General features: G+C 71.8%; 20 protein-coding genes and 2 pseudogenes. 10 read left to right on the top strand and 12 right to left on the bottom strand.

Annotation, left to right across the window (positions count from 1 at the left end; all coding sequences use genetic code 11):
- The 4 genes and pseudogenes from ACFE8Y_RS12310 to ACFE8Y_RS12325 all read left to right on the top strand — a co-directional run.
- Positions 1–263 (top strand): annotated as a pseudogene (locus ACFE8Y_RS12310) (F0F1 ATP synthase subunit alpha); the annotation flags it as partial.
- Positions 264–333: 70 nt separating this feature from the next.
- Positions 334–1,221 carry a F0F1 ATP synthase subunit gamma gene (locus tag ACFE8Y_RS12315; protein WP_375464672.1) on the top strand — a complete coding sequence of 296 codons (888 nt, stop codon included), beginning with the start codon at positions 334–336 and terminating at the stop codon, positions 1,219–1,221.
- 47 nt (positions 1,222–1,268) lie between these two features.
- Positions 1,269–2,726: a F0F1 ATP synthase subunit beta gene (gene atpD / locus ACFE8Y_RS12320; protein ID WP_375464673.1), complete on the top strand. Its 1,458-nt coding sequence runs from the start codon at positions 1,269–1,271 to the stop codon at positions 2,724–2,726.
- 68 nt (positions 2,727–2,794) lie between these two features.
- Positions 2,795–3,196, top strand: a complete 402-nt coding sequence (locus ACFE8Y_RS12325; protein WP_375464674.1) for a F0F1 ATP synthase subunit epsilon — start codon at positions 2,795–2,797, stop codon at positions 3,194–3,196.
- Between the two features lie 42 nt (positions 3,197–3,238).
- Here ACFE8Y_RS12325 and ACFE8Y_RS12330 read toward each other — a convergent pair whose 3' ends face one another.
- The 6 genes from ACFE8Y_RS12330 to hrpB form a co-directional block, all read right to left on the bottom strand.
- Complete coding sequence (locus ACFE8Y_RS12330; RefSeq protein ID WP_375464675.1) at positions 3,239–4,492, bottom strand: CCA tRNA nucleotidyltransferase; 1,254 nt, start codon at positions 4,490–4,492, stop codon at positions 3,239–3,241.
- Positions 4,492–4,749 carry a DUF6111 family protein gene (locus tag ACFE8Y_RS12335; protein WP_375464676.1) on the bottom strand — a complete coding sequence of 86 codons (258 nt, stop codon included), beginning with the start codon at positions 4,747–4,749 and terminating at the stop codon, positions 4,492–4,494. The genes ACFE8Y_RS12330 and ACFE8Y_RS12335 overlap by 1 nt, the downstream gene beginning before the upstream one ends.
- A gap of 35 nt (positions 4,750–4,784) precedes the next feature.
- The gene (locus ACFE8Y_RS12340) at positions 4,785–5,498 is read right to left on the bottom strand and encodes a CoA pyrophosphatase (RefSeq protein WP_375464677.1); all 714 of its coding nucleotides are present in this window, start codon (positions 5,496–5,498) and stop codon (positions 4,785–4,787) included.
- Complete coding sequence (locus tag ACFE8Y_RS12345; protein WP_375464678.1) at positions 5,495–6,082, bottom strand: DUF1285 domain-containing protein; 588 nt, start codon at positions 6,080–6,082, stop codon at positions 5,495–5,497. The genes ACFE8Y_RS12340 and ACFE8Y_RS12345 overlap by 4 nt, the downstream gene beginning before the upstream one ends.
- A gap of 7 nt (positions 6,083–6,089) precedes the next feature.
- On the bottom strand, positions 6,090–6,557 hold the full coding sequence (locus ACFE8Y_RS12350) for a PaaI family thioesterase (protein ID WP_375464679.1): 468 nt from the start codon (positions 6,555–6,557) through the stop codon (positions 6,090–6,092).
- 74 nt (positions 6,558–6,631) lie between these two features.
- Positions 6,632–9,109 (bottom strand): ATP-dependent helicase HrpB, encoded by a 2,478-nt coding sequence (gene hrpB / locus ACFE8Y_RS12355; RefSeq protein WP_375464680.1) that lies wholly within the window; start codon positions 9,107–9,109, stop codon positions 6,632–6,634.
- A gap of 271 nt (positions 9,110–9,380) precedes the next feature.
- Between hrpB and mutS the strand changes: the two genes are divergently transcribed.
- Complete coding sequence (gene mutS / locus ACFE8Y_RS12360) at positions 9,381–12,023, top strand: DNA mismatch repair protein MutS (RefSeq protein ID WP_375464690.1); 2,643 nt, start codon at positions 9,381–9,383, stop codon at positions 12,021–12,023.
- A gap of 128 nt (positions 12,024–12,151) precedes the next feature.
- Here the strand turns inward: mutS and ACFE8Y_RS12365 are convergent, their stop codons facing one another.
- Positions 12,152–12,559 (bottom strand): response regulator, encoded by a 408-nt coding sequence (locus ACFE8Y_RS12365; RefSeq protein WP_375464681.1) that lies wholly within the window; start codon positions 12,557–12,559, stop codon positions 12,152–12,154.
- Positions 12,560–12,629: 70 nt separating this feature from the next.
- Positions 12,630–13,718 (bottom strand): PAS domain-containing protein, encoded by a 1,089-nt coding sequence (locus ACFE8Y_RS12370; RefSeq protein WP_375464682.1) that lies wholly within the window; start codon positions 13,716–13,718, stop codon positions 12,630–12,632.
- A 313-nt stretch (positions 13,719–14,031) separates the two neighbouring features.
- Between ACFE8Y_RS12370 and ACFE8Y_RS12375 the strand changes: the two genes are divergently transcribed.
- The 3 genes and pseudogenes from ACFE8Y_RS12375 (at position 14,032) to ACFE8Y_RS12385 (ending at position 17,151) form a co-directional block, all read left to right on the top strand.
- A complete protein-coding gene (locus tag ACFE8Y_RS12375) occupies positions 14,032–15,447 on the top strand; it encodes an MFS transporter (RefSeq protein WP_375464683.1) in 1,416 nt (471 codons plus the stop codon).
- A 10-nt stretch (positions 15,448–15,457) separates the two neighbouring features.
- Positions 15,458–16,393, top strand: coding sequence for an EcsC family protein (locus tag ACFE8Y_RS12380; protein WP_375464684.1), 936 nt, complete (start codon positions 15,458–15,460; stop codon positions 16,391–16,393).
- Positions 16,394–16,493: 100 nt separating this feature from the next.
- Positions 16,494–17,151: pseudogene (locus tag ACFE8Y_RS12385) on the top strand (MgtC/SapB family protein).
- Here ACFE8Y_RS12385 and ilvA read toward each other — a convergent pair.
- From ilvA to ACFE8Y_RS12405, 4 genes are all read right to left on the bottom strand, one after another.
- Complete coding sequence (gene ilvA, locus ACFE8Y_RS12390; RefSeq protein ID WP_375464691.1) at positions 17,126–18,718, bottom strand: threonine ammonia-lyase, biosynthetic; 1,593 nt, start codon at positions 18,716–18,718, stop codon at positions 17,126–17,128. The pseudogene ACFE8Y_RS12385 and the gene ilvA sit on opposite strands and share 26 nt — an antisense overlap.
- 91 nt (positions 18,719–18,809) lie before the next feature.
- Positions 18,810–19,157 carry a diacylglycerol kinase gene (locus ACFE8Y_RS12395; RefSeq protein ID WP_375464685.1) on the bottom strand — a complete coding sequence of 116 codons (348 nt, stop codon included), beginning with the start codon at positions 19,155–19,157 and terminating at the stop codon, positions 18,810–18,812.
- The gene (locus tag ACFE8Y_RS12400) at positions 19,158–20,216 is read right to left on the bottom strand and encodes an AbrB family transcriptional regulator (RefSeq protein WP_375464686.1); all 1,059 of its coding nucleotides are present in this window, start codon (positions 20,214–20,216) and stop codon (positions 19,158–19,160) included.
- 128 nt (positions 20,217–20,344) lie between these two features.
- The gene (locus tag ACFE8Y_RS12405) at positions 20,345–21,280 is read right to left on the bottom strand and encodes a LysR substrate-binding domain-containing protein (RefSeq protein WP_375464687.1); all 936 of its coding nucleotides are present in this window, start codon (positions 21,278–21,280) and stop codon (positions 20,345–20,347) included.
- 137 nt (positions 21,281–21,417) lie between these two features.
- Between ACFE8Y_RS12405 and ACFE8Y_RS12410 the strand changes: the two genes are divergently transcribed.
- Positions 21,418–23,007: a catalase gene (locus ACFE8Y_RS12410; RefSeq protein ID WP_375464688.1), complete on the top strand. Its 1,590-nt coding sequence runs from the start codon at positions 21,418–21,420 to the stop codon at positions 23,005–23,007.
- A 309-nt stretch (positions 23,008–23,316) separates the two neighbouring features.
- Positions 23,317–25,344: a threonine--tRNA ligase gene (gene thrS, locus ACFE8Y_RS12415; RefSeq protein WP_375464689.1), complete on the top strand. Its 2,028-nt coding sequence runs from the start codon at positions 23,317–23,319 to the stop codon at positions 25,342–25,344.
- Positions 25,345–25,454 lie beyond the last annotated feature (110 nt).

A 25,454-nucleotide genomic window follows, 5' to 3' on the forward strand; every position in this document is an offset into this window, starting at 1 on the left:
TCACCGAACTCCTGAAGCAGCCGCAATTCTCGCCGCTGAAGATGGAGGAGCAGGTTGCGGTGATCTATGCCGGCGTCAACGGCTACCTCGACAAGATGCCGGTGGCCAAGGTCCGCCCGTTCGAGGAGGCGCTACTCTCGACCCTGCGCTCCAAGCACACCGACCTCCTCGGCGCCATCCGCGACTCGAAGGACCTGTCGGACGACAGCGCCGCCAAGCTCAAGGGCGTGGTCGAGGGCGTCGTCAAGTCGCTCGCCGCCTGATCGGCAGCCATCCTCGGGCGCCCGATGGGGCGCCCGGTCGCGAACAGGCCATGAGAGACCGGACCACCCGATGGCGAGTTTGAAGGATCTGCGCAACCGCATCACCTCGGTGAAGGCGACGCAGAAAATCACCAAGGCGATGCAGATGGTCGCCGCCGCCAAGCTGCGGCGCGCCCAGACGGCCGCCGAGAGCGGCCGGCCCTACGCCGAGAAGATGGCTTCCGTGCTCGGCAACCTTGCCGGAAATCTCGTCGGCGGCGTCGGCGCCCCGAAGCTGCTGGCGGGTACCGGCTCCGACCAGACCCACCTGCTGATCGTCTGCACCGGGGACCGCGGCCTGTGCGGCGCCTTCAACTCGTCGATTGCGCGGCTGGCCCGCAACCATGCCGACCGGCTCAAGGCCGAGGGCAAGACCGTGACGATGATGACGGTCGGCAAGAAGGGCTTCGACGTCCTGCGCCGCCAGTTCCGCGAGCAGATCGTCGCGTCTCGGGACATCCGCGGCAACCGCCCGGTGGATTACGCCTTCGCCTCCGAGATCGCCGAGACGATCCTGGCCCGCTACGACGCCGGTGAGTTCGATGTGGCAACTTTGTTCTTCTCCGAGTTCCGCACGGTGATCTCGCAAGTTCCGACCGCGCAGCGGCTGATCCCGGCCGAGCTCCCCGAGGGCGCCGAGAGCACCACCGGCGCACCGGCCGATTCCGCCCTGGAGTTCGAGCCGAGCGAGGAGGCGATCCTCGAAACGCTGCTGCCGCGCAACCTCACGGTCCAGGTCTACCGCGCGCTCCTGGAGAACGCCGCCTCCGAGCAGGGCGCGCGCATGAGCGCGATGGATTCGGCGACCCGCAATGCGGGCGAGATGATCAAGAAGCAGACGCTGATCTACAACCGCACGCGTCAGGCGATGATCACCAAGGAACTGATCGAGATCATCTCGGGCGCCGAAGCCCTCTAGGCGCCCCAAGGCGCTCCGACCGCACAGCTTTCAAGGGCACGTACATCATGGCAAACACCGCTTCTCCCGGCGCCGGCTCCAACAAGGTCGGCAAGATCACCCAGGTCATCGGCCCCGTGGTCGACGTGCAGTTCGACGGCCACCTGCCGGAGATCCTGAACGCGCTGGAGACCAAGAACAACGGCGCCCGCCTCGTCCTCGAAGTCGCGGCCCAGCTCGGCGAGAGCACCGTGCGCTGCATCGCCATGGACACCTCGGAAGGCCTGACCCGCGGTCAGGAATGCGCCGACACCGGTGCGCCGATCCGCGTGCCCGTCGGCCACAACACGCTCGGCCGCATCATGAACGTCATCGGCGAGCCGATCGACGAGGCCGGCCCGATCCGGTCGGACACCCTGCGCGCCATCCACCAGTCGGCCCCTCCCTACACCGACCAGTCGACCGAGTCGCAGATCCTGGTGACCGGCATCAAGGTCGTCGACCTGCTCGCCCCCTACGCCAAGGGCGGCAAGATCGGCCTGTTCGGCGGCGCCGGCGTCGGCAAGACCGTGCTGATCATGGAGCTGATCAACAACATCGCCAAGGTGCACTCGGGCTACTCGGTCTTCGCCGGCGTCGGCGAGCGCACCCGCGAGGGCAACGACCTCTACCACGAGATGATCGAGTCCAAGGTCAACATGGACCCGAAGGAGCATGGCGGCTCGGCCGAGGGCTCGAAGTGCGCGCTGGTCTACGGGCAGATGAACGAGTCGCCCGGCGCCCGTTCACGGGTCGCGCTCACCGGCCTGACCATCGCCGAGGATTTTCGCGACCAGGGCCAGGACGTGCTGTTCTTCGTGGACAACATCTTCCGCTTCACCCAGGCCGGCTCCGAGGTCTCGGCGCTGCTCGGCCGCATCCCGAGCGCCGTGGGCTACCAGCCGACGCTCGCCACCGACATGGGCGCGCTCCAGGAGCGCATCACCACCACCAACAAGGGCTCGATCACCTCGGTGCAGGCGATCTACGTGCCGGCCGACGACCTGACCGACCCGGCGCCCGCCACCTCCTTCGCCCACTTGGACGCGACCACGACGCTCTCGCGCTCGATCGCCGAGAAGGGCATCTACCCGGCGGTCGACCCGCTGGATTCCACCTCGCGCATGCTCTCGCCGGCGATCCTCGGCGAGGAGCACTACGACGTGGCGCGTCGCGTCCAGCAGACGCTCCAGCGCTACAAGTCGCTCCAGGACATCATCGCCATCCTCGGGATGGACGAACTCTCGGAGGAGGACAAGCTGACGGTGGCGCGCGCCCGCAAGATCGAGCGCTTCTTCTCGCAGCCCTTCTCGGTGGCCGAGATCTTCACCGGCTCTCCGGGCATCCAGGTTCCGCTGGAGGACACGATCAAGGGCTTCAAGGGCCTCGTCGAGGGCAAGTACGACGACCTGCCGGAGGCCGCCTTCTACATGGTCGGCACGATCGAGGACGCTCAGGCGAAGGCCAAGAAGCTGAAGGCGGCCTGAGGCGCACGATCGGAGCCCCGGCCCACCGGCTGGGGCTCCGCCGAGGACAGCACGCGCGGGATTGCGACATGGCCACCTTCCAGTTCGATTTCGTCGGCCCCGAGCGGACGCTGTATTCCGGCCAGGTTGAGGCAGTGCAGCTTCCCGGCACCGAGGGCGAGATGACGGTGCTCGCCGGCCACGCGCCGGTGCTGACCTCCCTGCGCGTCGGCGTCATCGTCGTCACCGAGCGCGCCAACAGCGGCAAGCGCATCTACGTCCGCGGGGGCTTTGCCGACATCGGCCCGACCGGCGTGACGGTGCTCGCCGAGCGCGCCGCGCCGATCGAGGAACTGACCCCGGATTCACTCGACAAGGACATCGAGGCGGTGGAGTTGCAGCGGGACGCCACAGAGGACATGCAGAAGCGGGAGGAGCTGAACGGCCAGATCGTCCAGCTTCAGGAGACCAAGGCTCAGCTCAAGCTCTGAGCCTTCGCGGACACAGCCTGCGTAAACGTCGGGAAGGGTCGTTCAGGGGTTGTCCCTGCGTTCGTCCACCGCCTCGGACGCGAGCACCTGCGCGATCAGCGCCTCGGCCACCTCGGGATCGGTCGGGCATCCGTCCGCCAGCCACAACCGCCGCGCCGCCGCCAGCGCCCTGCCGATCCGGGGACCCGGCGGAACACCGCGGGCGACGAGATCGGCTCCGGAGACCGGCAGGACCGGCGCGGCGCCCTGCTCCAGGGCCTTCCAGGCCATGATCCCTGCCGGCGTCACCCGCGGCCGCGGCTCCCCCGTGATCGCGGACAGCGCTCCACCGATCGCCGCCGTGCCGTGCTCGGCGACGAGCGCCCGCATCGCGTCGGCCGCGACATGCTCGCGCGTCCTCAGCGCGACGAGCGCCCGGGCGTAACCGTCGAGGGCGGCGTGCTCGGCCTTCGACAGGCGGAGATTCTCGCGCAGGCGCTCGGCATCCTCCCGGGTCGCGACCGCCAGCGCCGCGAGCCGGGCGATCGCCGGGGCGCCCGCGTCGATCGCCCGCGACAAGCGGCCGACCTCGCCGACGCCGCCGATAATGCGGGCGAGCAGTCCCGTCGCGCTCAAGGTTTCGACCGCGCCGTGCGCCCCGGGCGCCGTCAGCAGCTTCAGGAACTCCGAGCGCACGCGCTCGCGCGACAGGGTCGCGATCGCGCCGCGCGCGGCGACGCAGGCGGCGAGCGCGGCGCGATCGGGGGGGCCGTCCCCGAACCGGGCATGGAAGCGGAAGAAGCGCAGGATGCGCAGGGCGTCCTCGCGGATGCGGGTCGCGGCATCGCCGATGAAGCGCACGCGGCCGGCGGCGAGGTCGTCGGCCCCGCCCGTCGTGTCGTGCAGGCGCCCGTCGGCGGCCAGCGCGAGGGCGTTGACGGTGAAGTCCCGCCGCTCGGCGTCCTTCGCGAAATCGCGGCCGAAGCGGACGACCGCGTGGCGTCCGTCGGTCTCCACATCCTCGCGCAGGGTCGTGACCTCGACCGGCTCGCCGGCGGCGATCAGCGTGATCGTGCCGTGATCGATCCCGGTGGGGATCGCCTTGAGGCCCGCTTCACGCCCCCGCGCGATCACGGCGTCGGGCAGGAGCGTGGTGGCGAGGTCGATGTCGGCAGCGTCGAGGCCGAGCAGGGCGTCGCGCACGCAGCCGCCGACGAGGCGGGTCTCCTCGCCCGCGCGGTCGAGGGCTGCGAGCGCCGCCCGGACGCTGGGCCGGGCGAGGAGGCGAGCGGGACCGCCCGGGTCGAGGGCCGGCATCAGCGGAACGTGCCCGGCACGAGTCGCCCGTTCTCCATGTGGGTCGGCACGAAGCCGGCCGCGTGGCGCTCCGAGAACAGTCCGGTGAGGACCAGGGAGGCGATCACCACGGTCAGGCCCGCCAGGACCAGCCGGAAGGCCTGCGCATCCCAGTGCGCCCGCTGGAGCGGGTTGCGGCCGACGAGGACGAGGTAGGCGAAGAACAGCCCGAAGGGCAGCAGGAAGAACGCGAACTCTTCCACGAAGCGACGCAGCATGGGACCCGTTCGATGGAGGCGGAGGCCGCCTTCTCCTAAGATAGGGGCTCGCAGCCGGCATAGGCAGCAGCATCCCGGGATTCCGGTGCGGCGGATAGGAGCCGGTCGCGCAGGTTGTGCAGGATGCCCGCGGTCACGCCCCAGATCAGCCTGTCGCCGTAGGGCACGGCGTAGAACCGGCGTGCGCGGCCCTGCCATTCCCGCGAGCGTAGGTGGTAGCGCGCCGGGTCCATCAGGACGGTCAGCGGCACCTCGAAGATCGCGTCGACCTCCGCGGGGCTCGGCGCGAGCACGGCCTCCGAGTCGATCAGCCCGATCACCGGCACCACCAGGAAGCCGGTGGCCGAGAGGTAGGGATCGAGGTAGCCGAGCATTCGCACGCACTCGGGGTCGAGCCCGATCTCCTCCTCCGCCTCGCGCAGCGCGGCGGCGAGCGGGGTGACGTCGTGCGGCTCGATCTTGCCGCCGGGGAGCGCCACCTGTCCGGAATGGTCGCGCAGGTGGCCTGCGCGCTGCGTCAGCACCACGAACAGGCCGTTGCTCCGCGCCACCACCGGGACCAGCACGGCGGCCCGGCGATGGGGCGGGGGCGGGATCGCGGCCCTGCCGTCCGGCTCGAAGCTGTGGTCGCCGCGCGGGTTCGAGGTCGGGTCGTCGGGACCCGGCGGCTCGCGCGAGAGTCCGGCGGCGGCCCGGGCGAGGAAGTCGGCGAGCGCGCCGTCCGGCGTCTCGGACGCGTGCGGAATCACGCGGCCTCGGCCGGCGCGATGGGATGGAACAGGCCGCCGGCCGCGATCCCGAGCCAGGACGCGCCGTCGATCTCCCGCTCCTCGCCCAGGGCGACGAGGTCGTAGGCGAGCGCCCGCGTCACCAGCGCCCACAGGCCGCGCCGGACGTGGAGGTAGGGCTTCAAGGCTCCGGCCTCGCCCTGCGCGAAGCGCAGGGGGTGCTCGGCGTCCACCGGCACGAGGTCGTCGACGTTGGTGCGGAAGCTGATGCGCCGGCCATTCCCGTCCCCGTCCACGGCCATCTCGACGGCGAGGAAGGCGGCGTCCTCGACGGTGATGCCGAGCTTCTCCACGGGCGTCACCAGCACGATCCGCCCGTCGGGCTCGCGCCGCAGGATCGAGGCGAACAGCTTCACGAGCTTCGGGCGCCGGATCGGGGTGCCGTCGTGGAACCACGTCCCGTCGGCGGCGATCCGCATGTCGATCGCGCCGCAATCGGGCGGGTCCCATCGCTCGACCGGCGGCAGCCCGCGCTTGGGCAGGTGGCTGAGCGCCGCACCGAGGCGGCGCAGGGTCGGGTCGGTCTCGGAGGGCTCCGCGCTCATGCCACCCTCAGATAGCGTCCGTGCCGGCGGCGGGAACCGGGCCGCCCGCGGGGCGCCGACGCAGGATCTTCCAGACTCCGGTGGCGATGCCGACGATGCGGGCGTCGTGGCGGACCGCGCAACGCAGGAACACGAGCGAGCCCGTGCGCTTGACGACCTCGGGGCCCACCGTGATCCAGTCGCCGATGCGGGCGGTGTCGATGAACTGCATCTCCATCTGGATGGTGACGCAGTTCGCCCCGTCGGCCGCCCGCATCGCGGTCTCGCCGAGCGCCCGGTCGGCGAAGCTCATCAGCATGCCGCCGTGCACGACGCCGATGAGGTTGGCGTGCTTGGCTGCGGCGCGGAAGGCGTAGGCGCCGTCGGCCTCGCACCGGTAGACCGGGCCGACATGGGCGATGAAGCCGGTGTCGGGGATGGGCGCCCAGCCGTCCCGTTCGGCCGGCTCGGTCTCGGGGGTCTCGTGCGGCGGCATGCGCGTCGGCGTCTCGGGCGGTGTCCGGGGATGTCCGGCATCCTCGCGGTCCCGCCGCCCCCCGTCCAGCGCCCTCACGTCCCCCGCGGCTTGGCCCGGCGCGTCGGGGGCGCCTCCAGCGGGTTCTCCGGCCAAGGGTGGCGGGGATAGCGCCCGCGCATCTCGGCGCGCACCGCGCTCCACGAGCCGCGCCAGAAGCCGGGCAGGTCGCAGGTGATCTGCACCGGGCGGTGGCCCGGCGAGAGCAGGTGCAGGATCAGCGGCACCCCGCCGATGACCGGGTGCTGTCCCAAGCCGAACAGCTCCTGCACCCGCACCGCCAGGACCGGCCCGCCCTCGGCCTCGTAGTCGATCGCGATGCGCGAGCCGGTGGGCACCGCGACGTGGGTCGGCGCCGCGGCGTCCAGCCGGGCGCGCAGCGGCCAGGGCAGGAGGGCGTGGAGCGCCCCCGCGAGGTCGTCGGCGGCGAGCCCGTCGAGGCTCGCGCGTCCGACCAGCGCCGGCGCGAGCCAGTCGTCGACGTTCGCCGTCAGGGCGGCGTCCGAGAGGTCCGGCCAGTCGCCGCCCTCACTCGCGCGGAGGAAGGCGACGCGGGCGCGCCACTGCGCCAGCGCCGGCGTCCAGGGCAGGCGGTCGAGGCCGAGGCCGGCGATCCCGCGGGCGAGGATGCGCGCGGAGGCGGCGTCGAGGGGCACCGGCAGGGTGCGCTCGCCGAGGCTGACCGCGCCGAGGCGCCGGACGCCGCGGGCGCGGAGCGCCCGGGCCGCGGGATCGAACGTCACCTGCGTCGCCGCCTCGATCCGGTCGGCGAACCCGGCCTCGATCGCAGCCTGCGAGATCGCGGCGGCGGCGAGGATGCGGGCGCTGCCGGCGGCCCCCGCGATGTCGGCCACCACCACGAACAGGGTGCGGGCCAGCGGCAGGGCGGGGTCGAGGCGGCCGGCGCGGCCGTTGGCCATCACGAACTCGCCGTCCCGCCCGCGCGCCCGGGCGATCCGGTCGGGATAGGCGAGCGCCAGGAGGGACCCGGCCGTCGCCGGTTCGCGGAGGCCGCCGCCATCGATTTCGGCGGCCGCGGGCCCTCGCGCGGATCGTGCCCAGCCCTGCGCCATCCGCCGCATGTCGCCCGCCCGCGGACCGCGGTCGCGCGCGAAGCGCTCGACGCGCTCGGCGAGGTCGACCGCGTCGCCGCCCAGGCCCCGCTCCACCAGCACGGCGGCGAGGTCGGCCGCCGCCGACCCGTCGCCGGCCTCCGTGGCCGCGACCACCATGCGGGCGAGCCGCGGCGGGAGGGGCAGGGCGCGCAGCCGCCGGCCGGTCGCCGTGAGGCGTCCGTCGGCTTGAATCGCGTCGAGGTCGCGCAGCATCGCGCGCGCCTCCCGCAACGCCGGGGCAGGGGGCGGATCGAGGAAGGGGAGTGTGCCGGGATCGGTCACGCCCCACGCGGCGCAGTCGAGCAGCAGTCCGGCAAGGTCGGCCGACGCGATCTCCGGCCGGGTGAAGGGTTCGAGCGCATTGGTCGCCGCCTCGGCCCACAGGCGCCAGCACACGCCGGGCTCGGTGCGGCCGGCGCGCCCCCGGCGCTGGTCGACCGAGGCGCGGGACGCCCGCGCGGTGACGAGCCGGGTCAGGCCGAGGCCGGGCTCGTAGAGCGGCACCCGGGCGAGCCCGGAATCGACCACGATCCGCACGCCCCGGATCGTCAGCGAGGTCTCGGCGATGCTGGTGGCCAGCACGACCTTGCGCTGCCCCGGCGCGGCCGGCGCCACCGCGCGGTCCTGCTCGGCCGGCGTCAGGGCGCCGTAGAGCGGCGCGATCACGGTGTCGACCGCGACCCGCGCCTCCAGCAGGCCGGCGACGCGGCGGATCTCGGCCTGCCCCGGCAGGAAGGCGAGGACCGAGCCAGGGTCCGCCCGCAGCGCCCGCAGCACCGCGTCCGTCATCGCCTCCTCGATCCGGCGGTTCGGGTCGCGCTCGGCGTAGCGGGTCTCGATGGGGAAGGCGCGGCCCTCCGATTCGATCACCGGAGCGCCGCCCAGCAGGCGCGCGACGCGGGCTCCGTCCAGCGTCGCCGACATCACGAGGATGCGAAGATCCTCGCGCAAGGCAGATTGGGCGTCGAGCGCCAGGGCGAGGCCGAGGTCGGCATCGAGCGAGCGCTCATGGAACTCGTCGAACAGCACCGCCCCGATCCCGGAGAGCTCCGGATCGTCGAGGATCATGCGCGTGAACACGCCCTCGGTGACGACCTCGATGCGGGTGGCCCCTGAGATCTTCGAGCCGAGGCGCACGCGCAGGCCCACCGTGTCGCCGACGCGCTCATCGAGGGTTTCCGCCATGCGCGCGGCCACGCCGCGGGCCGCGAGGCGCCGCGGCTCCAGCAGGATGATCTTGCCGCCGTTCAGCCACGGCGCGTCGCGCAGGGCCAGCGGCACCCGCGTGGACTTGCCGGCGCCGGGCGGCGCCACGAGCACGGCGGCGTTGCCGGCGGCCAGCGCCGCGCGCAGGGCGGGCAGCGCCGCCTCGATCGGCAGTTCGGGCGGGGCGGTCATCGCCGCCGCTGATGCAGCGATCCCGGCCGCGGGGCAACCCGTGCGCACGACGCCGCGCCGGACGTTCTTCTCCCCAAAGATGCGCGGGCGGGCGCCTGATTCGCGGCGGCACTTCTGCTAGGTTCGGGCCATGGCTCGCAGCACCGCTCAAACCGTCGCCGAGACCTTCGACGCTCCCGCGACGGCACCGAGGCCTCGCGGCGTGAACGCTCCCGCCATTCCGGCGACGACCGCGGCCACCGGCATCCCCGACCTTCCCGGCCCGACGCCGATGATGGCGCAGTACATCGAGATCAAGGCCGCCAACCCGGATTGCCTGCTGTTCTACCGGATGGGCGACTTCTACGAGCTGTTCTTCGCCGATGCCGAGGTCGCCTCGCGGGCGCTGGGCATCGTCCTGACCAAGCGAGGCAAGCACGGCGGTGCCGACATCCCGATGTGCGGCGTGCCGGTGGAGCGGGCCGACGACTACCTCAGCCGCCTGATCGGGCTCGGCCACCGGGTCGCGGTGTGCGAGCAGACCGAGGACCCGGCCGAGGCCAAGCGGCGCGGCCCGAAGTCGGTGGTGCGCCGCGAGGTCGTGCGCCTCGTCACGCCGGGCACGATCACGGAGGACCGGCTGCTCGATCCGGGCAGCGCCAACCTGCTGCTCGCCATCGGCCGCCGGAAGGTCGCGGAAGCCGGCTACGCCTACGGGCTCGCCGCGCTCGACATCTCCACCGGCCGCTTCTCGCTGAGCGAGGTCGCCGGGGTCGATCTCGCGGGCGCCATCGCCCGCCACGACCCGCGCGAGATCGTGCTCTCCGAGGCGATCGTCGCCGATCCGGCGCTGGCCCGCCTCTGGAGCGAGACCCGCGCGGCGGTGGTGCCGCTGGCGCAGGCGGAACTGGAGCCTGCCTCGGCCGAGCGGCGCCTGCGGGAGCAGTACGGCGTCGCGACGCTCGACGGCCTGGGCACCTTCACCCGGGCCGAGATCGCCGCCGCCGGCGCCGCGCTGCTCTACGTCGCGCGCACGCAGCGGGCGGCGCGGGCATCGCTCGCCGTCCCGACCCGTGAGGAGATCGGCGCGACGCTGGCGATCGACGCCGCCACCCGCGCGAACCTCGAACTGACGCGGACGCTGTCGGGCGAGCGCGTGGGCAGCCTGCTCGACGCCATCGACCGCACCGTCTCGGCCAACGGCGCGCGGCTGCTCGCCGAGCACCTCGCCGGCCCGCTCACCGACCTCGCGGCCATCGCCCGGCGGCACGCGGCTGTGGCGCGGCTCGCCGAGGACCTGCTCCTGCGCGGACACGTGCGCGACGCGCTCGCCCGCGCGCCCGACCTCGCCCGTGCGCTGGCCCGCACCGGCCTCGGCCGGGCGGGGCCCCGCGACCTCGCCGCGATCCGCGACGGGCTCGATGTCGCCCGCGCCCTCGGCGCGCGGCTGTCGCAGGCGGGCGACCTGCCGGACGACCTGTCGCGGCTGGCCAGGACGCTCGGCAGCGCCGACGCGGATCTCGTCGCGACGCTGCGCGCGAGCCTTGCCGACGACCTGCCGCTGAGTCGCCGCGACGGCGGCTTCGTCCGCGCCGGCTACCACGCGGAGATCGACGAGGCGCGCCTGCTCGGCAGCGACTCGCGCAAGGTCGTGGCGGCGCTTCAGGCGCGCTACGCCGAGGAGACCGGCTGCCGGACGCTCAGGATCAAGCACAACGGCCTGCTCGGCTACTTCATCGAGGTGCCGCAATCGGTGGGCGAGGCCTGTCTCAAGGGCCTGATGCGCGACTTCGTGCACCGCCAGACCATGGTCGATGCCATGCGCTTCACCAGCGTCGAGCTCGGCGAACTGGAGACCCGGATCTCCGGCGCGGCCGATCGATCGCTCGCCCTCGAAGCGGCCGTGTTCGAGGCCCTCGCCGCCCGCGTCGTCGCGCAGGCGGAGGCGATCGGCGGCGTCGCGGAGGCGCTGGCCGCGCTCGACGTGGCGGCGAGCCACGCCGAGATCGCGGTCGAGCTCGACTGGCGCCGGCCCGAGGTCGACGACTCCCTGAGCTTCGTCGTGGAGGGCGGACGCCACCCGGTGGTCGAGGCGGCCCTGCGCCGGGGGGGCCAGCCGTTCATCGCCAACGATTGCGACCTGTCGGGCGAGGGCCGGGGGCGCATCCGTCTCATCACAGGCCCGAACATGGGCGGCAAGTCGACCTTCCTCCGGCAGAACGCGCTGATCGCGGTGCTCGCCCAGGCCGGCGCCTTCGTGCCGGCGGTCCACGCCCGGATCGGCCGCGTCGACCGCCTGTTCTCGCGCGTGGGTGCTGCCGACGACCTCGCCCGCGGGCAATCGACCTTCATGGTCGAGATGGTCGAGACCGCCGCCATCCTGAACCAGGCGACGCGCCGTTCGCTGGTGATCCTCGACGAGATCGGGCGCGGCACCGCGACCTATGACGGGCTCTCGATCGCCTGGGCCTGCCTGGAGCACCTGCACGAGGCGAACGCCTGCCGCGCGCTCTTCGCCACGCACTTCCACGAGCTGACGGCGCTCGGCCAGCGCCTCGCGCGCCTCGACAACGCGACCGTCAAGGTGGCCGAGCACCGCGGCGGCGTCGTCTTCCTGCACGAGGTGGTGCCGGGCGTCGCCGAGCGCAGCTACGGCCTCCACGTCGCGCGGCTCGCAGGCCTGCCCGGAAGCGTCGTCGCACGGGCCGGCGCGATCCTGAAAGGGCTTGAGAAGGCGGAGCGCGACCGGCCCGGCCGCCCGCGCATCGACGACCTGCCGCTGTTTGCCAGCCTCGCCCCGCCGCCGCCGCCGGACGCGCCGGCCGACGACCCGCTCGGGCGCCTGCTCGACGCGATCGATCCGGATGCCCTGACCCCGCGGGAGGCACTGGAAGCGCTCTACCGCCTGAAGCGCGCGCGCGCAGGCGCTGCGTGATACGGTTTCCGGTTGATCGGTTCGGTTACGTGCGCACCCTCCCCCGCAGGGGCAGGGTGCGCCGGGAGGATGACGGGAACCGACGCCCCTGAACCAATCAACCGGAAACGGTATGAGACGCCCCGCCGTCAGTGCGGCGCGCGAAGGAAGCCGTCCGGGCAGGGCTGCACCGGGCCGCGGCCCGAACGATGGCCGGCGACGTAGTCGAGGGTGCTTGCCACGACCCGCTCGGAGTAGGGCTTGGCGATGACGCCGAAGGCGCCGGCGAAATCGTCGGGGATGCGCTTGGCGTTCGCCGTCATGAACACCACCGTCGTGCGCGGGTCGGCGCTGAGCGCCCGGGCGACCTCGACGCCGGTCGGACCGTCGAAGAGGTGGATGTCGACGAGCGCGACGTCCGGCGCAGTCGAGCGGCCGAGGGCGATCGCCTCCGCCGAACTGGCGGCGATGCCGACGGTGACGTGGCCGAGATCTTCGAGCAGGAATTCAAGTTCGAGGGCGATCAGCGCTTCGTCCTCGACGACCAGGATACGCAAGGCAGAATCCCGTCGGATCACGTCCGCCGTCCAAGCTGTCTGCAACGCACCCGCTCCGTACCGTTCACCGTCACGCGTCCCCGGCGAGGGGAACGTGGATCTCGACGCGGGTTCCGGGCGCGCCCTCGCGCCACGTGATGGTCCCGCGCAATTGCCGCACCACCATCTCGACGAGGTTGCGGCCGAAGCCTGCCGGGTTGGCCGGCGCCTGCGCGAGGCCGACGCCGTCATCCGCGATGCTGAGATGCATACCGGCACCGTCGCGCCGCGCGGTGATGGCGATCCGGCCGGCCCGGCCCTCCGGGAAGGCGTGCCGAACCGCGTTGGTCGTGAGTTCGTGGATCATCAGGGCGAGGGGCGCGGCCATGGCGGCGGACACCGCGATCGAGTCGATCTGCGCGTCCACCCGCGTTCGATCCGGATCGAGCCCCGCATTGAGGTCGGACAGGAACTCGTCGGTGAAGTCCGACAGGTTGAACTTGGTCACGTCGCCGGCCGAGTAGAGCATCCGATGCGCCGTGGAGAGAGCGCCGATGCGATCGGCCATGCTGGAGAGGGCCTCGCGCGCCTCGCCCTCGGGCGTCCGCCGGGCTTTCAGCAGCATCAGCGACGAGATCACCTGGAGGTTGTTCTTGACCCGATGGTCGACCTCGTGGAGCAGGGCGGTCTTCTGCTCGAGGGCCGCCCGAAGGTCGGCGGTCCGCGCGCCGACCTGACGTTCCAGTTCGTCGTTGGTGCCGCGCATCGCCTGTTCGAGGCTGCGCTTGTCCGTCATGTCGGCCTGGGCAGCGAAGAAGTAGGCGACCCGTCCCTGTGCATCGCGCACCGGGTTGATCGTCATCCCGTTCCAGAACGGCGTGCCGTCCTTGCGGTAGTTCAGAAGCTCGCATTCGATCGGCTCGGCGGCCCGCAGCGCCGCGCGCACGCGCTCGACCTCGCCGGCATCCGTGCCGCCGCCCTGGAGCATCCGGCAATTCCGGCCGATCAGCTCGCTGCGCGCGTAGCCCGTGAGCCCGAGGAAGGCGTCGTTGGCCCAGACGATGGCGTTGTCGGCCCCGTTCGCGCTCGCGAGCAGCATCGGCGTCGGACTCGCGTCGAAAGCGCGCGCGAACGTCGCCGGTTCGAGCACGACCGCGTCCTGAACGCTTGTCTCCGTCATCCTGCAACCGACCGGAACGCTGGAAGTGTCACGAGGGCCAGGAGCGCCATCGTGCCGCCGCTTGAATCAACCTTGAGCGCCGCGAACACCTTGGCGTGGACGGCCAAGCTCTATCGCCGTTAACATGTGAGCGTCACCGATGTTCCCATGTGCTGGGCGCCGCCTCCGAGCGAAACGGCGGGAGCGCGTTGACGAGGCGGCGACCATGGGTTTCCCGAGGCCGGCGCCACGGGGATCGCGCGACGCGATGCGGAGCGCAAGGCTGCCACGATTTCGCGGGATCAAGGCATCCGCAGGCGAGGAGTTCCATCTCATGGCGGTCGACACCGGACTGGAGAAGCCGCGACGCCTGCGCGCCCGCGACCTCGTCGAGGACCCGCGCATCGTGCTGATGCTGGCGCTCGGCTTCTCGTCCGGCCTGCCGCTGCTCCTGGTGCTCGGCACCTTTACCCTGCGGCTCGCCTTCTCCGACATCAACGTCAAGGCGATCGGGCTGTTCAGCTACGTCGCGCTGCCCTACTCGCTGAAGTTCCTTTGGGCGCCGATGATCGACCGGATCGACGTGCCGGTGCTGGCGCGGCGCCTCGGCCGCCGCCGCGCCTGGATGGTCACGACGCAGGTCGCGGTGGCCGCCTGCCTCGTGCTGATGGCGTTCTCCGATCCGGGAACGAGCCTCGCACTGTTGGGCCTCGGCGCCTTCCTCGTCGCCTTCTGCGCGGCGACCCAGGACGTGGTGATCGACGGCTGGCGCATCGACGCGGCCGGCACCGACTTCCAGGGCATCCTCGCGGCGACCTCGAACCTCGGCTACCGCCTCGGCCTGATCACCGCGGGCGCCGGCGCCCTGTTCATCGCCTCGGCCACGGATTGGACCGCGGCCTACCTCGCGATGGCGGCGCTGATGGTCGTCGGCCTGATCGCCGCGCTGTTCGCGCCCGCCTTCGACACCGCCCGGCCGGCCGCAGAGCCGGACGCCGCGGGCGTGCCGCGCCGGTGGTCGCCGCGCCGCGCGGTGCTGGAGCCGCTGGTCGAGCTTCACGGCCGGATGGGTCCGGCGCTGTGGGGCGTGCTGGTCCTCGTCGCCCTCTACCGGATGCCGGACTTCGTCTCTGGGGTGATGGCGAGCCCGCTCTACAGGACGCTCGGCTTCGACCTGAAGGAGATCGCCACCGTCACCAAGCTCTACGGGATCTGGGTCGGCATCGCCGGCGGGTTCGCGGGCGGATGGGCGATGGCGCGCTTCGGGATGTTCCCGGCGCTGCTCGCCGGCGCGGCGCTGGCCGCCGCCTCGCACCTGTCCTTCGCGTGGCTCTCGCTCGGCGGCCCGGAACTCTGGCGCCTCGCGCTCGCGATCTCGGTCGAGAACTTCTGCGGCTCGTTTGCCGGCATCGCGCTGATCGCCTACATGTCGAGCCTGACGACGCCCGGCTACGCGGCGACGCAGTACGCCCTGTTCTCCTCGCTCTACGCGCTGCCCGGCAAGCTCGTCGCGGGAACCGCCGGCTTCATCGTCTCCGCTTACGGCTACCCGACCTTCTTCGTCCTGACCTCGCTGGTCGGCATTCCGGTGGTCCTGCTCTGCCTCGCCGTCGGGCGCACGCCGAACCCGGGGACCTCGGCCGCGAGAACCTCGACCGAGGACCCTGGCGTGGGCGAGGACGGGAACCGTCCCGGTCCGGCCTCGCTTCCTACGGATTCCTCCGGTGCCCCCATGAGGACGCCGGCTTGAGGACCAGAGCATGAGCGACATCGCGCTGACCGGCGAGTTCCTGCCGGCGACCACGAACCACGCCGAACGCCCGATGAGCGAGGCCGACCTCGCGGCGCTACGCCGGGCCGTGCGCGCACTGGAGCAGCCGGGCCTCGCGGCACGGCTCTCGGCCGCGGCCGGCGCGCCGCTGGACCTGATCGGCCGCTCGCTGCCGGCGCCCGTCACCGAGGTGGTCGGCCGGTCGACCGAGGCCGCGATGCGCGGCGCCCTGCGCGTGGCGCTGGCGACCCTGCCGCGCGTCGAGGTCGCGCCCGCCGCAGGCACGGCGATCGAGGCGGTCACGGCCAAGGCCGAGGGCCGGTTCGGCGCCTTGTTCGGATCGAGCGCGTTCAAGCACAAGGCGATGGCCGCGCTGTCCGGCGCGGTCGGGGGCGCGTTCGGCCTCGCGACGCTGGCGGTCGAGCTGCCGGTCTCGACCACGCTGATGCTGCGCTCCATCGCCGAGATCGCCCGCGAGGAGGGCGAGGATCTGGAAGCGCCCGAGGGTCCCCTCGCCTGCGTCCAGGTCTTCGCGCTCGGCGGACGCGGCTCAGGCAGCGACGAGGGGACGGGGTTGACCGAGAGCGGCTACTTCGCGGTGCGCGCGGCGCTCGCCAAGACCATGGCCGAGGCTGCCCGCTACGCCGGCAGCAAGACGCTGCTCGACCAGTCGGCGCCCGCCTTCATCCGGTTCACCGCGCAGATCGCGGCCCGCTTCGGCATCGTGGTCTCGCAGAAGGTCGCCGCGCAGGCGGTGCCCCTCCTCGGGGCGGTCGGGGGGGCGGCCGTCAACGCCGCCTTCATGAGCCATTTCCAGTCCATGGCCCGCGCCCACTTCACCGTGCGACGCCTGGAGCGGGCCTACGGCCAGCCGACCGTGCGCGCCGCCTACGAGGTCGAGAAGGCGGCACTCGGACTCGCCTGATCGTCCTGCGCCGTCGGGCTGGAACGGGCGCGTTCTCGACGGCATTCTCGGCAGAGCTTCCATCCTGCCCGGAAGGAGAAGGACCCTGGGCAACCCGGAGATGATCGGCCGGCTCGCGCTCGCCGCCCTGCTCGGGAGCGTGATCGGCCTGGAGCGCGAGCGCCTGCTCTGGGCGGCGGGTCTGCGCACGCACATGCTGGTGTGCGACGGCTCCTGCCTGATCATGCTGGTCTCGACCTTCGGATTCAGTGATGCGCCGGGAGCGAAGAACGTGGTGCTCGACCCTTCGCGGGTTGCCGCGCATGGTCTCGGGCATCGGCTTCCTCGGCGCGGGCACGATCCTCCTGCGCGGCGAGGTGGTGAAGGGCCTCACCACGGCCGCGAGCCTCTGGGCGGTGGCCGCCATCGGGCTCGCCATCGGCGGCGGCCTCTACGTGCCGGCCGTCGCCACGACGGCGCTGGTCGTCGCGATCCTCGCGGGGGTGAAGCCGCTGGAGGAGCACTGGCGCGCCCGGATGCAGACGCGCACCCTGCGCCTCGTCGTCAGGAGCGGAACCCTGTCGATCGACACGCTGCACGCGGCCACCGGCGCGCGCGCCTCGCGGGTGCGGCAGTTCGTGGTCCGCCCGGCCGAGGACCCCGGCTTCGAGGAGATCGCGGTCTCGTTCGTGCGCCTGTCGCACGCCAGCGTCGAGGCGATCGCGGAGACGCTGCGCGGGAACCCCGACGTGATCAGCGTCGAGACGCTGAAGCGGTAGGCCGCCTGCGCCCGAACCACCCGGCGATCCCGGTCCTGGCAACGCCCGGCTCGGGCTCGCCGTCGAGGAACAGCCGGTAGGCCGGGTTCCCGGTCTCGTCGAAGCAGGGATAGCCCAGCGCCGCCACCGCCGCGTCGAAGCGGGCGTGCGCGCCGGGGGGCACACTGACGCCGGCGAGCACCCGGCCGTAATCGGCGCCGTGGTTGCGGTAGTGGAACAGGGTGATGTTGAAGTCGTCGCCGAGCGCGTCGAGGAACTTCAGCAGGGCGCCCGGCCGCTCCGGGAACTGGAAGCGGTAGAGCCGCTCGTGCGCGAGGCCGGAGACCCGGCCGCCGACCATGTAGCGGACGTGGACCTTGGCCATCTCGTTGTCGCTCATGTCGTGGACGTCGTAGCCGTCGCGCGCGAGCCCCGCGATCAGGTCGCGCTTCTCCGGCTTACCGCCGGGCAGGTTGATGCCGACGAAGATCTGCGCCCGCGCACCGGCCGCGTAGCGGTAGTTGAACTCGGTGATGGCGCGCGGGCCGAGCGCCTTGATGAAGGCGCGATAGGCGCCGGCCTTCTCGGGAATCGTGACGCCGAGCAGCACCTCCCGCTCCTCGCCGAGTTCGGCCCGCTCGGCGATGTGGCGCAGGCGGTCGAAGTTGAGGTTGGCGCCCGACGAGACCGCCACCAGCGTGCCGGTGCCGCCCTCCCGCGCGGCGTAGGCCTTGGCGCCGGCCAGACTCAGCGCGCCCGACGGCTCGGAGACGGCGCGGGTGTCGTCGAAGATGTCCTTGACCGCCGCGCACATCGCGTCGGTGTCGACGGTGATGACCTCGTCGAGGTGCTCGCGGCACAGGCGGAACGTCTCCGCGCCGGCCTGCCGCACGGCGACGCCGTCGGCGAACAGGCCGACGGTGGGCAGCATCACGAGCTCGCCCGCCTTGAGGGCCTCGGCCATGCAGGCGGCATCGTCGGGCTCGACGCCGATCACCTTCGTGTCGGGTCTCAGGTACTTGACGTAAGTCGCGATGCCGGCAGCCAATCCGCCGCCCCCGATCGGCACGAAGATCGCCTCGATCGGGCCGGTGTGCTGCTGGAGGATCTCCATGCCGATCGTGCCCTGCCCGGCGATCACGTCCGGATCGTCGAAGGGATGGAGGAAGGTGAGGTCCTGCTCGGCCTCCAGGCGCCGCGCCTCGCCGAGCGCCTCGTCGAAGGCGTCGCCGTGCAGGATCACCTCGGCGCCGCGCGCCCGGCAGGCATCGACCTTGATCGCCGGCGTCGTGCGCGGCATCACGATCACCGCGCGCACCTTCAGCCGGCTGGCCGCCAGCGCCACGCCCTGCGCGTGATTGCCGGCCGAGGCGCAGACCACGCCGCGGGCGCGCTGCTCGGGCGCGAGCCCCGACATCTTGTTGTAGGCGCCGCGCAGCTTGAACGAGAACACCGGCTGGAGGTCTTCGCGCTTCAGCAGCACCGGCCGTCCCAGCCGCGCGGTCATCCGCGGCATCGGATCGAGCGGGCTCTCCATCGCCACGTCGTAGACGCGCGCGGTGAGGATCTTCCGGATGTAGTCGATCACGGGGTGTGCGGTCGGCTCGGCGGGCTTCACGGTGTCTGACATGCCGCCGCAGATAGACGCTCGGGGGACGAGATGCGAGCGCCGCGGGGTCTCACCCGACCCGGTCGATCAGGGCCGCGATCCACACCAGCATGGCCACCGCCTGCGTCGAGAAGGTGCCGGCCGAGGCGAGGTCCTTCACCGTGCCGATCCTAGGATGCTGGCCGGGATGGAGGTGGTCGCAGAGCTTCTCGATCGCCGTGTTGAGGAACTCCGCGGCCAGCATCATCAGGAGCGTGGCGACGAGCGCGACGCGCACCCACAGGGTCGCGCCCAGGATCAGCGCGGCGGGCACCCCGAGGACCAGCAGGACCAGTTCGAGCCGCACCGCCCGCTCCGTGCGGGCGCCGTGGCGCAGGCCCCGCCAGGAGTTGAGGAAGGCGAGCCGGAGGGCGCGCATTCACGCCGCCTCGGGCGGCACCGCGCGGGCGATCCACTTGGCGAGCAGCGGGCCGGTGATCAGCACGACGAAGAGCCGGAGCGTCTGCACCGCCAGCACGAACGAGACGTCGACCCGCGAGCCGACGGCGATGATCGCTACCGAATCGAGGCCGCCGGGGCTGGTGGCGAGGAAGGCGGTGAGGAAGTCGATGGCCAGGAGGTGCGTCAGCCCGAACGCCCAGAGGGCGCAGAGCAGGATCACGGCGAGCGTCGCGACCAAGATGCCCGGCAGCGCGTGCAGCGTCGCGCGCAGGGTCTCGCGGGTGAAGCGCAGGCCGACGTACCAGCCGATCGTCGCGTAGGCGAGTTCGAGCATCGGCAGGGGCAGGGTGATGCTGGCGATCCCGGTGGCGTGCAGGCCCGCACCGAGCAGCATCGGCCCGACCAGGGCCCAGGCCGGCAGGTGAAGGGCGCGCGCGAGGCCGGCGCCGAGGGCGGCGACCGCGAGCGTGACGAGAACCGGCAGCACGGTGGCCTCCTCGGCCGCCGTCGGCGGCGGCCCGCTCGCCCCCCCGTCGGTCAGCAGGCGCGCCACCACCGAGGCCGAGAGCACGACGGCGGCCACGCGCACGTACTGCATGAAGGCGACGAGGCGCGGATCGGAGCCGTACTCCTCCGCCATCGCCACCATCGCGGCAGCGCCCCCGGGAGACGAGCCCCAGGCGGCGGTGGTGCCGGGCAGCACCCGCAGGCGGGTCAGCACGAGGCCGACGAGGGCGCCGGCGATCACCGTGACGCCGACCACCAGCAGGATCAGCGGACCGTCGTCGATCAGGGTCCTGGTGATCTCCGCCGTGACCGCGTGGGCCACCATGCAGCCGATCATCGCCTGCGCGGCCTGAAACGCAGGCTTCGGCATCCGCAGGGCCGCGCCGCGCACCCCGAAGACGATCGCCGCGATCATCGGCCCGAGCAGCAGCGCCGCCGGGAACTGCGCCAGCTTCAGACCGACGCCGAGGACGGCCGAGGCGGCGACCAGCGCGGCCCAGAGCCGGATCGTTCTTGCGGGAGAGGGCACGGCGAACGCGGGTTGGGGGTCGATCGCACCGCAGCCGCGATCTTGCCGCCGCGCTACACCCTGCGGACAAGCCTGTCACGGTTGCGCGCACGCATCCCTGACGTGCTCGCGGGGAACCATCCTCGTCGTCACGCCGCGATAGCCGCCTCCCGGCAGGCGGCGGTGCCGGCCGGCGCCTGCGCGCGGAAGAAGGCGGCGAGGTGCGCGAGGCCCGGCGCCCGCGGATCGCTGGCGCGCCACGCCAGCGCGATGGTGCGGCCGGGCCCGTCGGTGTCGAAGCTGCGCGTCACCGTGAGCCCGCTCGGGTCGGGCCCGGCGGGAACGGCCAGCGCCGGCAGCAGGGTGTAGCCCGCGCCCGCGGCCACCATCGAGCGGAGCGTCTCCAGGCTGGTGGCGTGGCGGCCCGCGGCGCTGCCCGCCCCGCAGGCGGCGATCGCCTGGTCGCGCAGGCAGTTGCCCTCGTCCAGGAGGAGCAGATCCGGCCCGGCGATGTCGGAGGCCCTGAGCGCCCCGCCCTGGGCCAGCGGGTGGTCGGCCGGGCAGGCGAGGCGGAACGGCTCGACGAAGAGCGGCGACACCGTCAGCCCGGAGGCGGGCAGCGGCAGCGAGACGAGGGCCGCGTCGACGCGCCCGTCGCGCAGCGTCTCGAGGATCTCGGCGGTGCGGCCCTCGCTCAGCGCGAGCGCCAGCATCGGGAATTCCCGGCGCATCGTCCGCAGCACCAGCGGGAAGAAGTAGGGGCCGAGCGTCTGGATCGCGGCCAGCACGAGGCGGCCGGTGAGCGGCGCGCCGCGGCCCTCGCTCGCCAGCGTCAGCAGGCGCTGGGCCTCCGCCAGTACGGCGCGGGCCTGCCGGACGATGATCTGGCCCGGAGCAGTCATCAGCACGCGCCGGTTCGAACGCTCGAACAGCACGAGGCTCAGCGCCCCTTCGAGCTTGCGCACCTGCACGCTCAGGGTCGGCTGGCTGACGTTGCAGCGCTCGGCGGCCCGGCCGAAATGGCCCTCGTCGGCGATGGCCACGACGTATTCGAGGTCGCGGAGCGACAGGCCTGCGAGATTCATAGACTGCGTCTATCATGTCGTTTGCGACGATGCATTGGCCAACGGGTTCGCGAAGGCGCATAACCAAATTCAAGAATGATTCCAGGCGAGGCGTAAGCGTGCCCGGGGCCGTTCGGCATCACGGAGAGATTTTCGGCATGAGCGACCAGCGTCCGATCCTGACCACCCGCCAGGGCCATCCGGTCCGCGACAACCAGAGCACGCGCACGGTGGGCGAGCGGGGTCCCGCGACCCTCGAGAACTACCAGTTCATCGAGAAGATCACCCACTTCGACCGCGAGCGCATTCCGGAGCGCGTCGTGCACGCCCGCGGCGCCGGCGCCCACGGCTACTTCGAGGCCTACGGCCGGATCGGCAGCGAGCCGGCCTCCAAGTACACCCGCGCCCGCGTGCTGAACGAGACCGGTGTGAAGACGCCGATGTTCGTGCGCTTCTCCACCGTCGCCGGGGCCAAGGAATCGCCTGAGACCGAGCGCGACCCGCGCGGCTTCGCGGTGAAGTTCAAGACGGTCGACGGCAACTGGGACCTCGTGGGCAACAACCTCAAGGTCTTCTTCATCCGTGACGCGATCAAGTTTCCCGACATGATCCACGCGTTCAAGCCCGATCCGGTGACGAACCGGCAGGAGGCGTGGCGCTTCTTCGACTTCGTGGCGGCCCACCCCGAGTCGATCCACATGGTCACGCACCTCAAGTCGCCCTGGGGCATCCCCGCGAACTACCGCGAGATGGAGGGCTCGGGCGTCAACACCTACAAGCTCGTCAACGACCAGGGCGAGGCGGTACTCTGCAAGTTCCACTGGGAGCCGAAGCAGGGCATTCGCAACCTGACCTCGGCGCAGGCCTCGGAGATCCAGGCCAAGGACGTGGGCCACGCCACGCGCGATCTCTACGACAACATCAAGGCCGGCAATTTCCCTGAATGGGAGTTCTGCGTGCAGATCATGCCGGACGGTCCGAACGACCACCTGTCGTTCGATCCGCTCGACGACACGAAGCTCTGGCCGGTCGACCAGTTCCCACTGCTGCCCTGCGGCCGCATGGTTCTGGACCGGGTGCCGGACAACTTCTTCGCCGAGGTCGAGCAGTCGGCCTTCGGCACGGGCGTGCTCGTGGACGGCATCGACTTCTCGGACGACAAGATGCTCCAGGGCCGGACGCTGTCGTACTCCGACACCCAGCGCCACCGCGTCGGCGCCAACTACCTCCAACTGCCGATCAACGCGCCGCAGCCCGGCGTGAAGGTCTACTCGAACCAGCGCGACGGCCAGATGACCTACACGGTCGACGGCACCGGGCAGAACAAGCACATCAACTACGAGCCCTCGACCATCGGCGAGGGTCTCACCGAGGCGCAGAAGCCGGCCAGGGACTACCATCAGCCGGTGCAGGGCCAGCTCGGCCGCTTCCAGACCTCGCGCACCGAGGACGACTACACGCAGGCGGGCGTGCGCTACCGCTCGTTCGCGGACTGGGAGCGCGACGACCTGATCGCCAACCTCGTGGGCGACATGAAGCAGTGCCCCGAGGCGATCCAGCTCCGGATGGTCTGGCACTTCTCGCACGCCGACGCCGATTACGGCCGCCGCGTTGCGGAAGGGGCGGGGATCGACCTCGCCAAGGCGCTGGCCCTGCCGCCGCTGCCGGGCCGCGCCGCGCCCGGCAAGCGCCTCCGGCCTGAGACCTACACCGACGGCACACTGGCCCACCAGATCGCCGCCGAGTAGCTCTTCTCGGACCTCCCGGTTCGCACCAACAACCCCGCGCGGTCGAAGGACCGCGCGGGGTTGTTCGTTGGTGAGGCCGGGGGGCTTGGCGCCAGCGTTCGCTGCACCGGACAGCCGGCGACGGTCGCACGCCTCTCACCCAGGCCGCTTCCGATTGATCGCCCGCGGAAGCGGCCACGCGGACGCGCGCAACGGCGTTCCCTCCCGGTGAAAATCGTTCTAAACGGCCGCTCCCGCGCATGCCGCGGGCCGACCCTCGACAACACCGCTTACCTGCCGCGTACGCAGGAGTGAGCCCGGAGACCGACGATGCCCATCCTGACCTTCCCCGACGGCAACACCCGCGCCTACGACGAGGCGGTGACCGGCCGGAGCGTGGTGGAGGGCATCGCCAAGTCGCTGGCCAAGCGCACCGTCGCGATGGCGCTCGACGGCGTCGTCACCGATCTCGGCGACCGGATCGAGCGCGACGCCGCGATCGAGTTCCTGAGCCGCGACGACCCGCGCGCGCTCGAACTGATCCGGCACGACTGCGCCCACGTGCTGGCCGAGGCCGTGCAGGCCCTGTGGCCCGACACCCAGGTCACCATCGGCCCGGTGATCGAGAACGGGTTCTACTACGATTTTTCCCGCAGCGAGCCGTTCACGCCGGAGGACTTTCCGCGGATCGAGGCGAAGATGCGCGAGATCGTGGCGCGCGACGCCCCCTTCACGAAAGAGGTCTGGAAGCGCGACGCGATCCGCACGCTGTTCGCGGAGAAGGGGGAGGCCTACAAGGTCGAGCTGGTCGATGCGATCGCAGCCGGCGAGGACCTGAAGGTCTACCGCCAGGGCGACTGGTTCGACCTCTGCCGCGGGCCGCACATGACCTCGACGGGCAAGGTCGGCACTGCCTTCAAGCTGATGAAGGTCGCGGGCGCCTACTGGCGCGGCAATTCCGACAACCCGATGCTGACCCGCATCTACGGCACCGCCTGGGCAAGCCAAGCGGAGCTGGACGCCTACCTGCACCGCCTGGAGGAGGCCGAGCGCCGCGACCACCGGCGCTTAGGGAGGGAGATGGACCTGTTCCACTTCCAGGAGGAGGGGCCCGGCGTCGTGTTCTGGCACGCCAAGGGCTGGACGATCTTCCAGGAGCTGATCGCCTACATGCGCCGCCGCCTGAAGGGCGACTACGCGGAGGTGAACGCGCCGCAGATCCTCGACAAGTCGCTGTGGGAAACCTCGGGCCACTGGGGCTGGTACCGCGAGAACATGTTCGCGGCGCAAAGCGCGGGCGAGGAGGCCGAGGACAAGCGCTGGTTCGCGTTGAAACCGATGAACTGCCCCGGCCACGTGATGATCTTCAAGCACGGCCTGAAGTCCTACCGCGATCTGCCCCTGCGCATGGCGGAATTCGGCGTGGTGCACCGCTACGAGCCGTCGGGTGCCATGCATGGTCTGATGCGGGTGCGCGGCTTCACCCAGGACGACGCGCACATCTTCTGCACCGAGAACCAGCTCGCCGCCGAGTGCCTGAAGATCAACGACCTGATCCTCTCGACCTACAGCGATTTCGGCTTCGACGAGATCGTGGTGAAGCTCTCCACGCGGCCCGAGAAGCGCGTCGGGTCGGACGCCCTCTGGGACCACGCCGAGGACGTGATGACCCGCGTGCTGGCGCAGATCGAGGCACAGTCGGTCGGCCGCATCCGCACAGAGGTCAACCCGGGGGAGGGCGCCTTCTACGGGCCGAAGTTCGAGTACGTGCTGCGCGACGCCATCGGCCGCGATTGGCAGTGCGGCACGACGCAGGTCGACTTCAACCTGCCCGAGCGCTTCGGCGCGTTCTACGTCGACGCCGACAGCGGGAAGAAGCCCCCGGTGATGGTCCACCGCGCGATCTGCGGCTCGATGGAGCGGTTCACGGGCATCCTGATCGAGCACTTCGCGGGGCATTTCCCCCTGTGGCTCGCCCCCGTGCAGGTGGTGGTCGCCACGATCACCGGGGATGCCGACGCCTATGCGAAGACGGTGATCCGGGCGCTGGAGAAGGCCGGCCTCCGGGTCGAGGCGGATCTCAGGAACGAGAAGATCAACTACAAGGTCCGCGAGCACTCGCTCGCCAAGGTGCCGGTTCTGCTGGCGCTCGGCCGCCGCGAGGCGGAGGAGGGCACCGTCTCGATCCGCCGGCTCGGCAGCCAGCAGACGCGCACGCTCACCCTCGCGGAGGCGGTGGCGGGCCTCGTCGCGGAGGCGACCTCGCCGGACCTCCGTCGCGCGGAGGCCGTGGCCGAGACCGTGCCGAGCACGGATGCGGTGCTCGACGGGCATCACGGCGCGCGGCCGGCGCCGTGACGCGGCCGACCCGGCTCAGCCGGCCTTGGCGATCACCTCGATGTCCCGGTCCATCCCGCTCTCGACCTTGAACTCGCGGGTGTAGACCTGCCCGTCGTGGCGGGCGATCA

This window comes from uncultured Methylobacterium sp. (genome assembly GCF_964242245.1).
GTDB lineage: Bacteria > Pseudomonadota > Alphaproteobacteria > Rhizobiales > Beijerinckiaceae > Methylobacterium.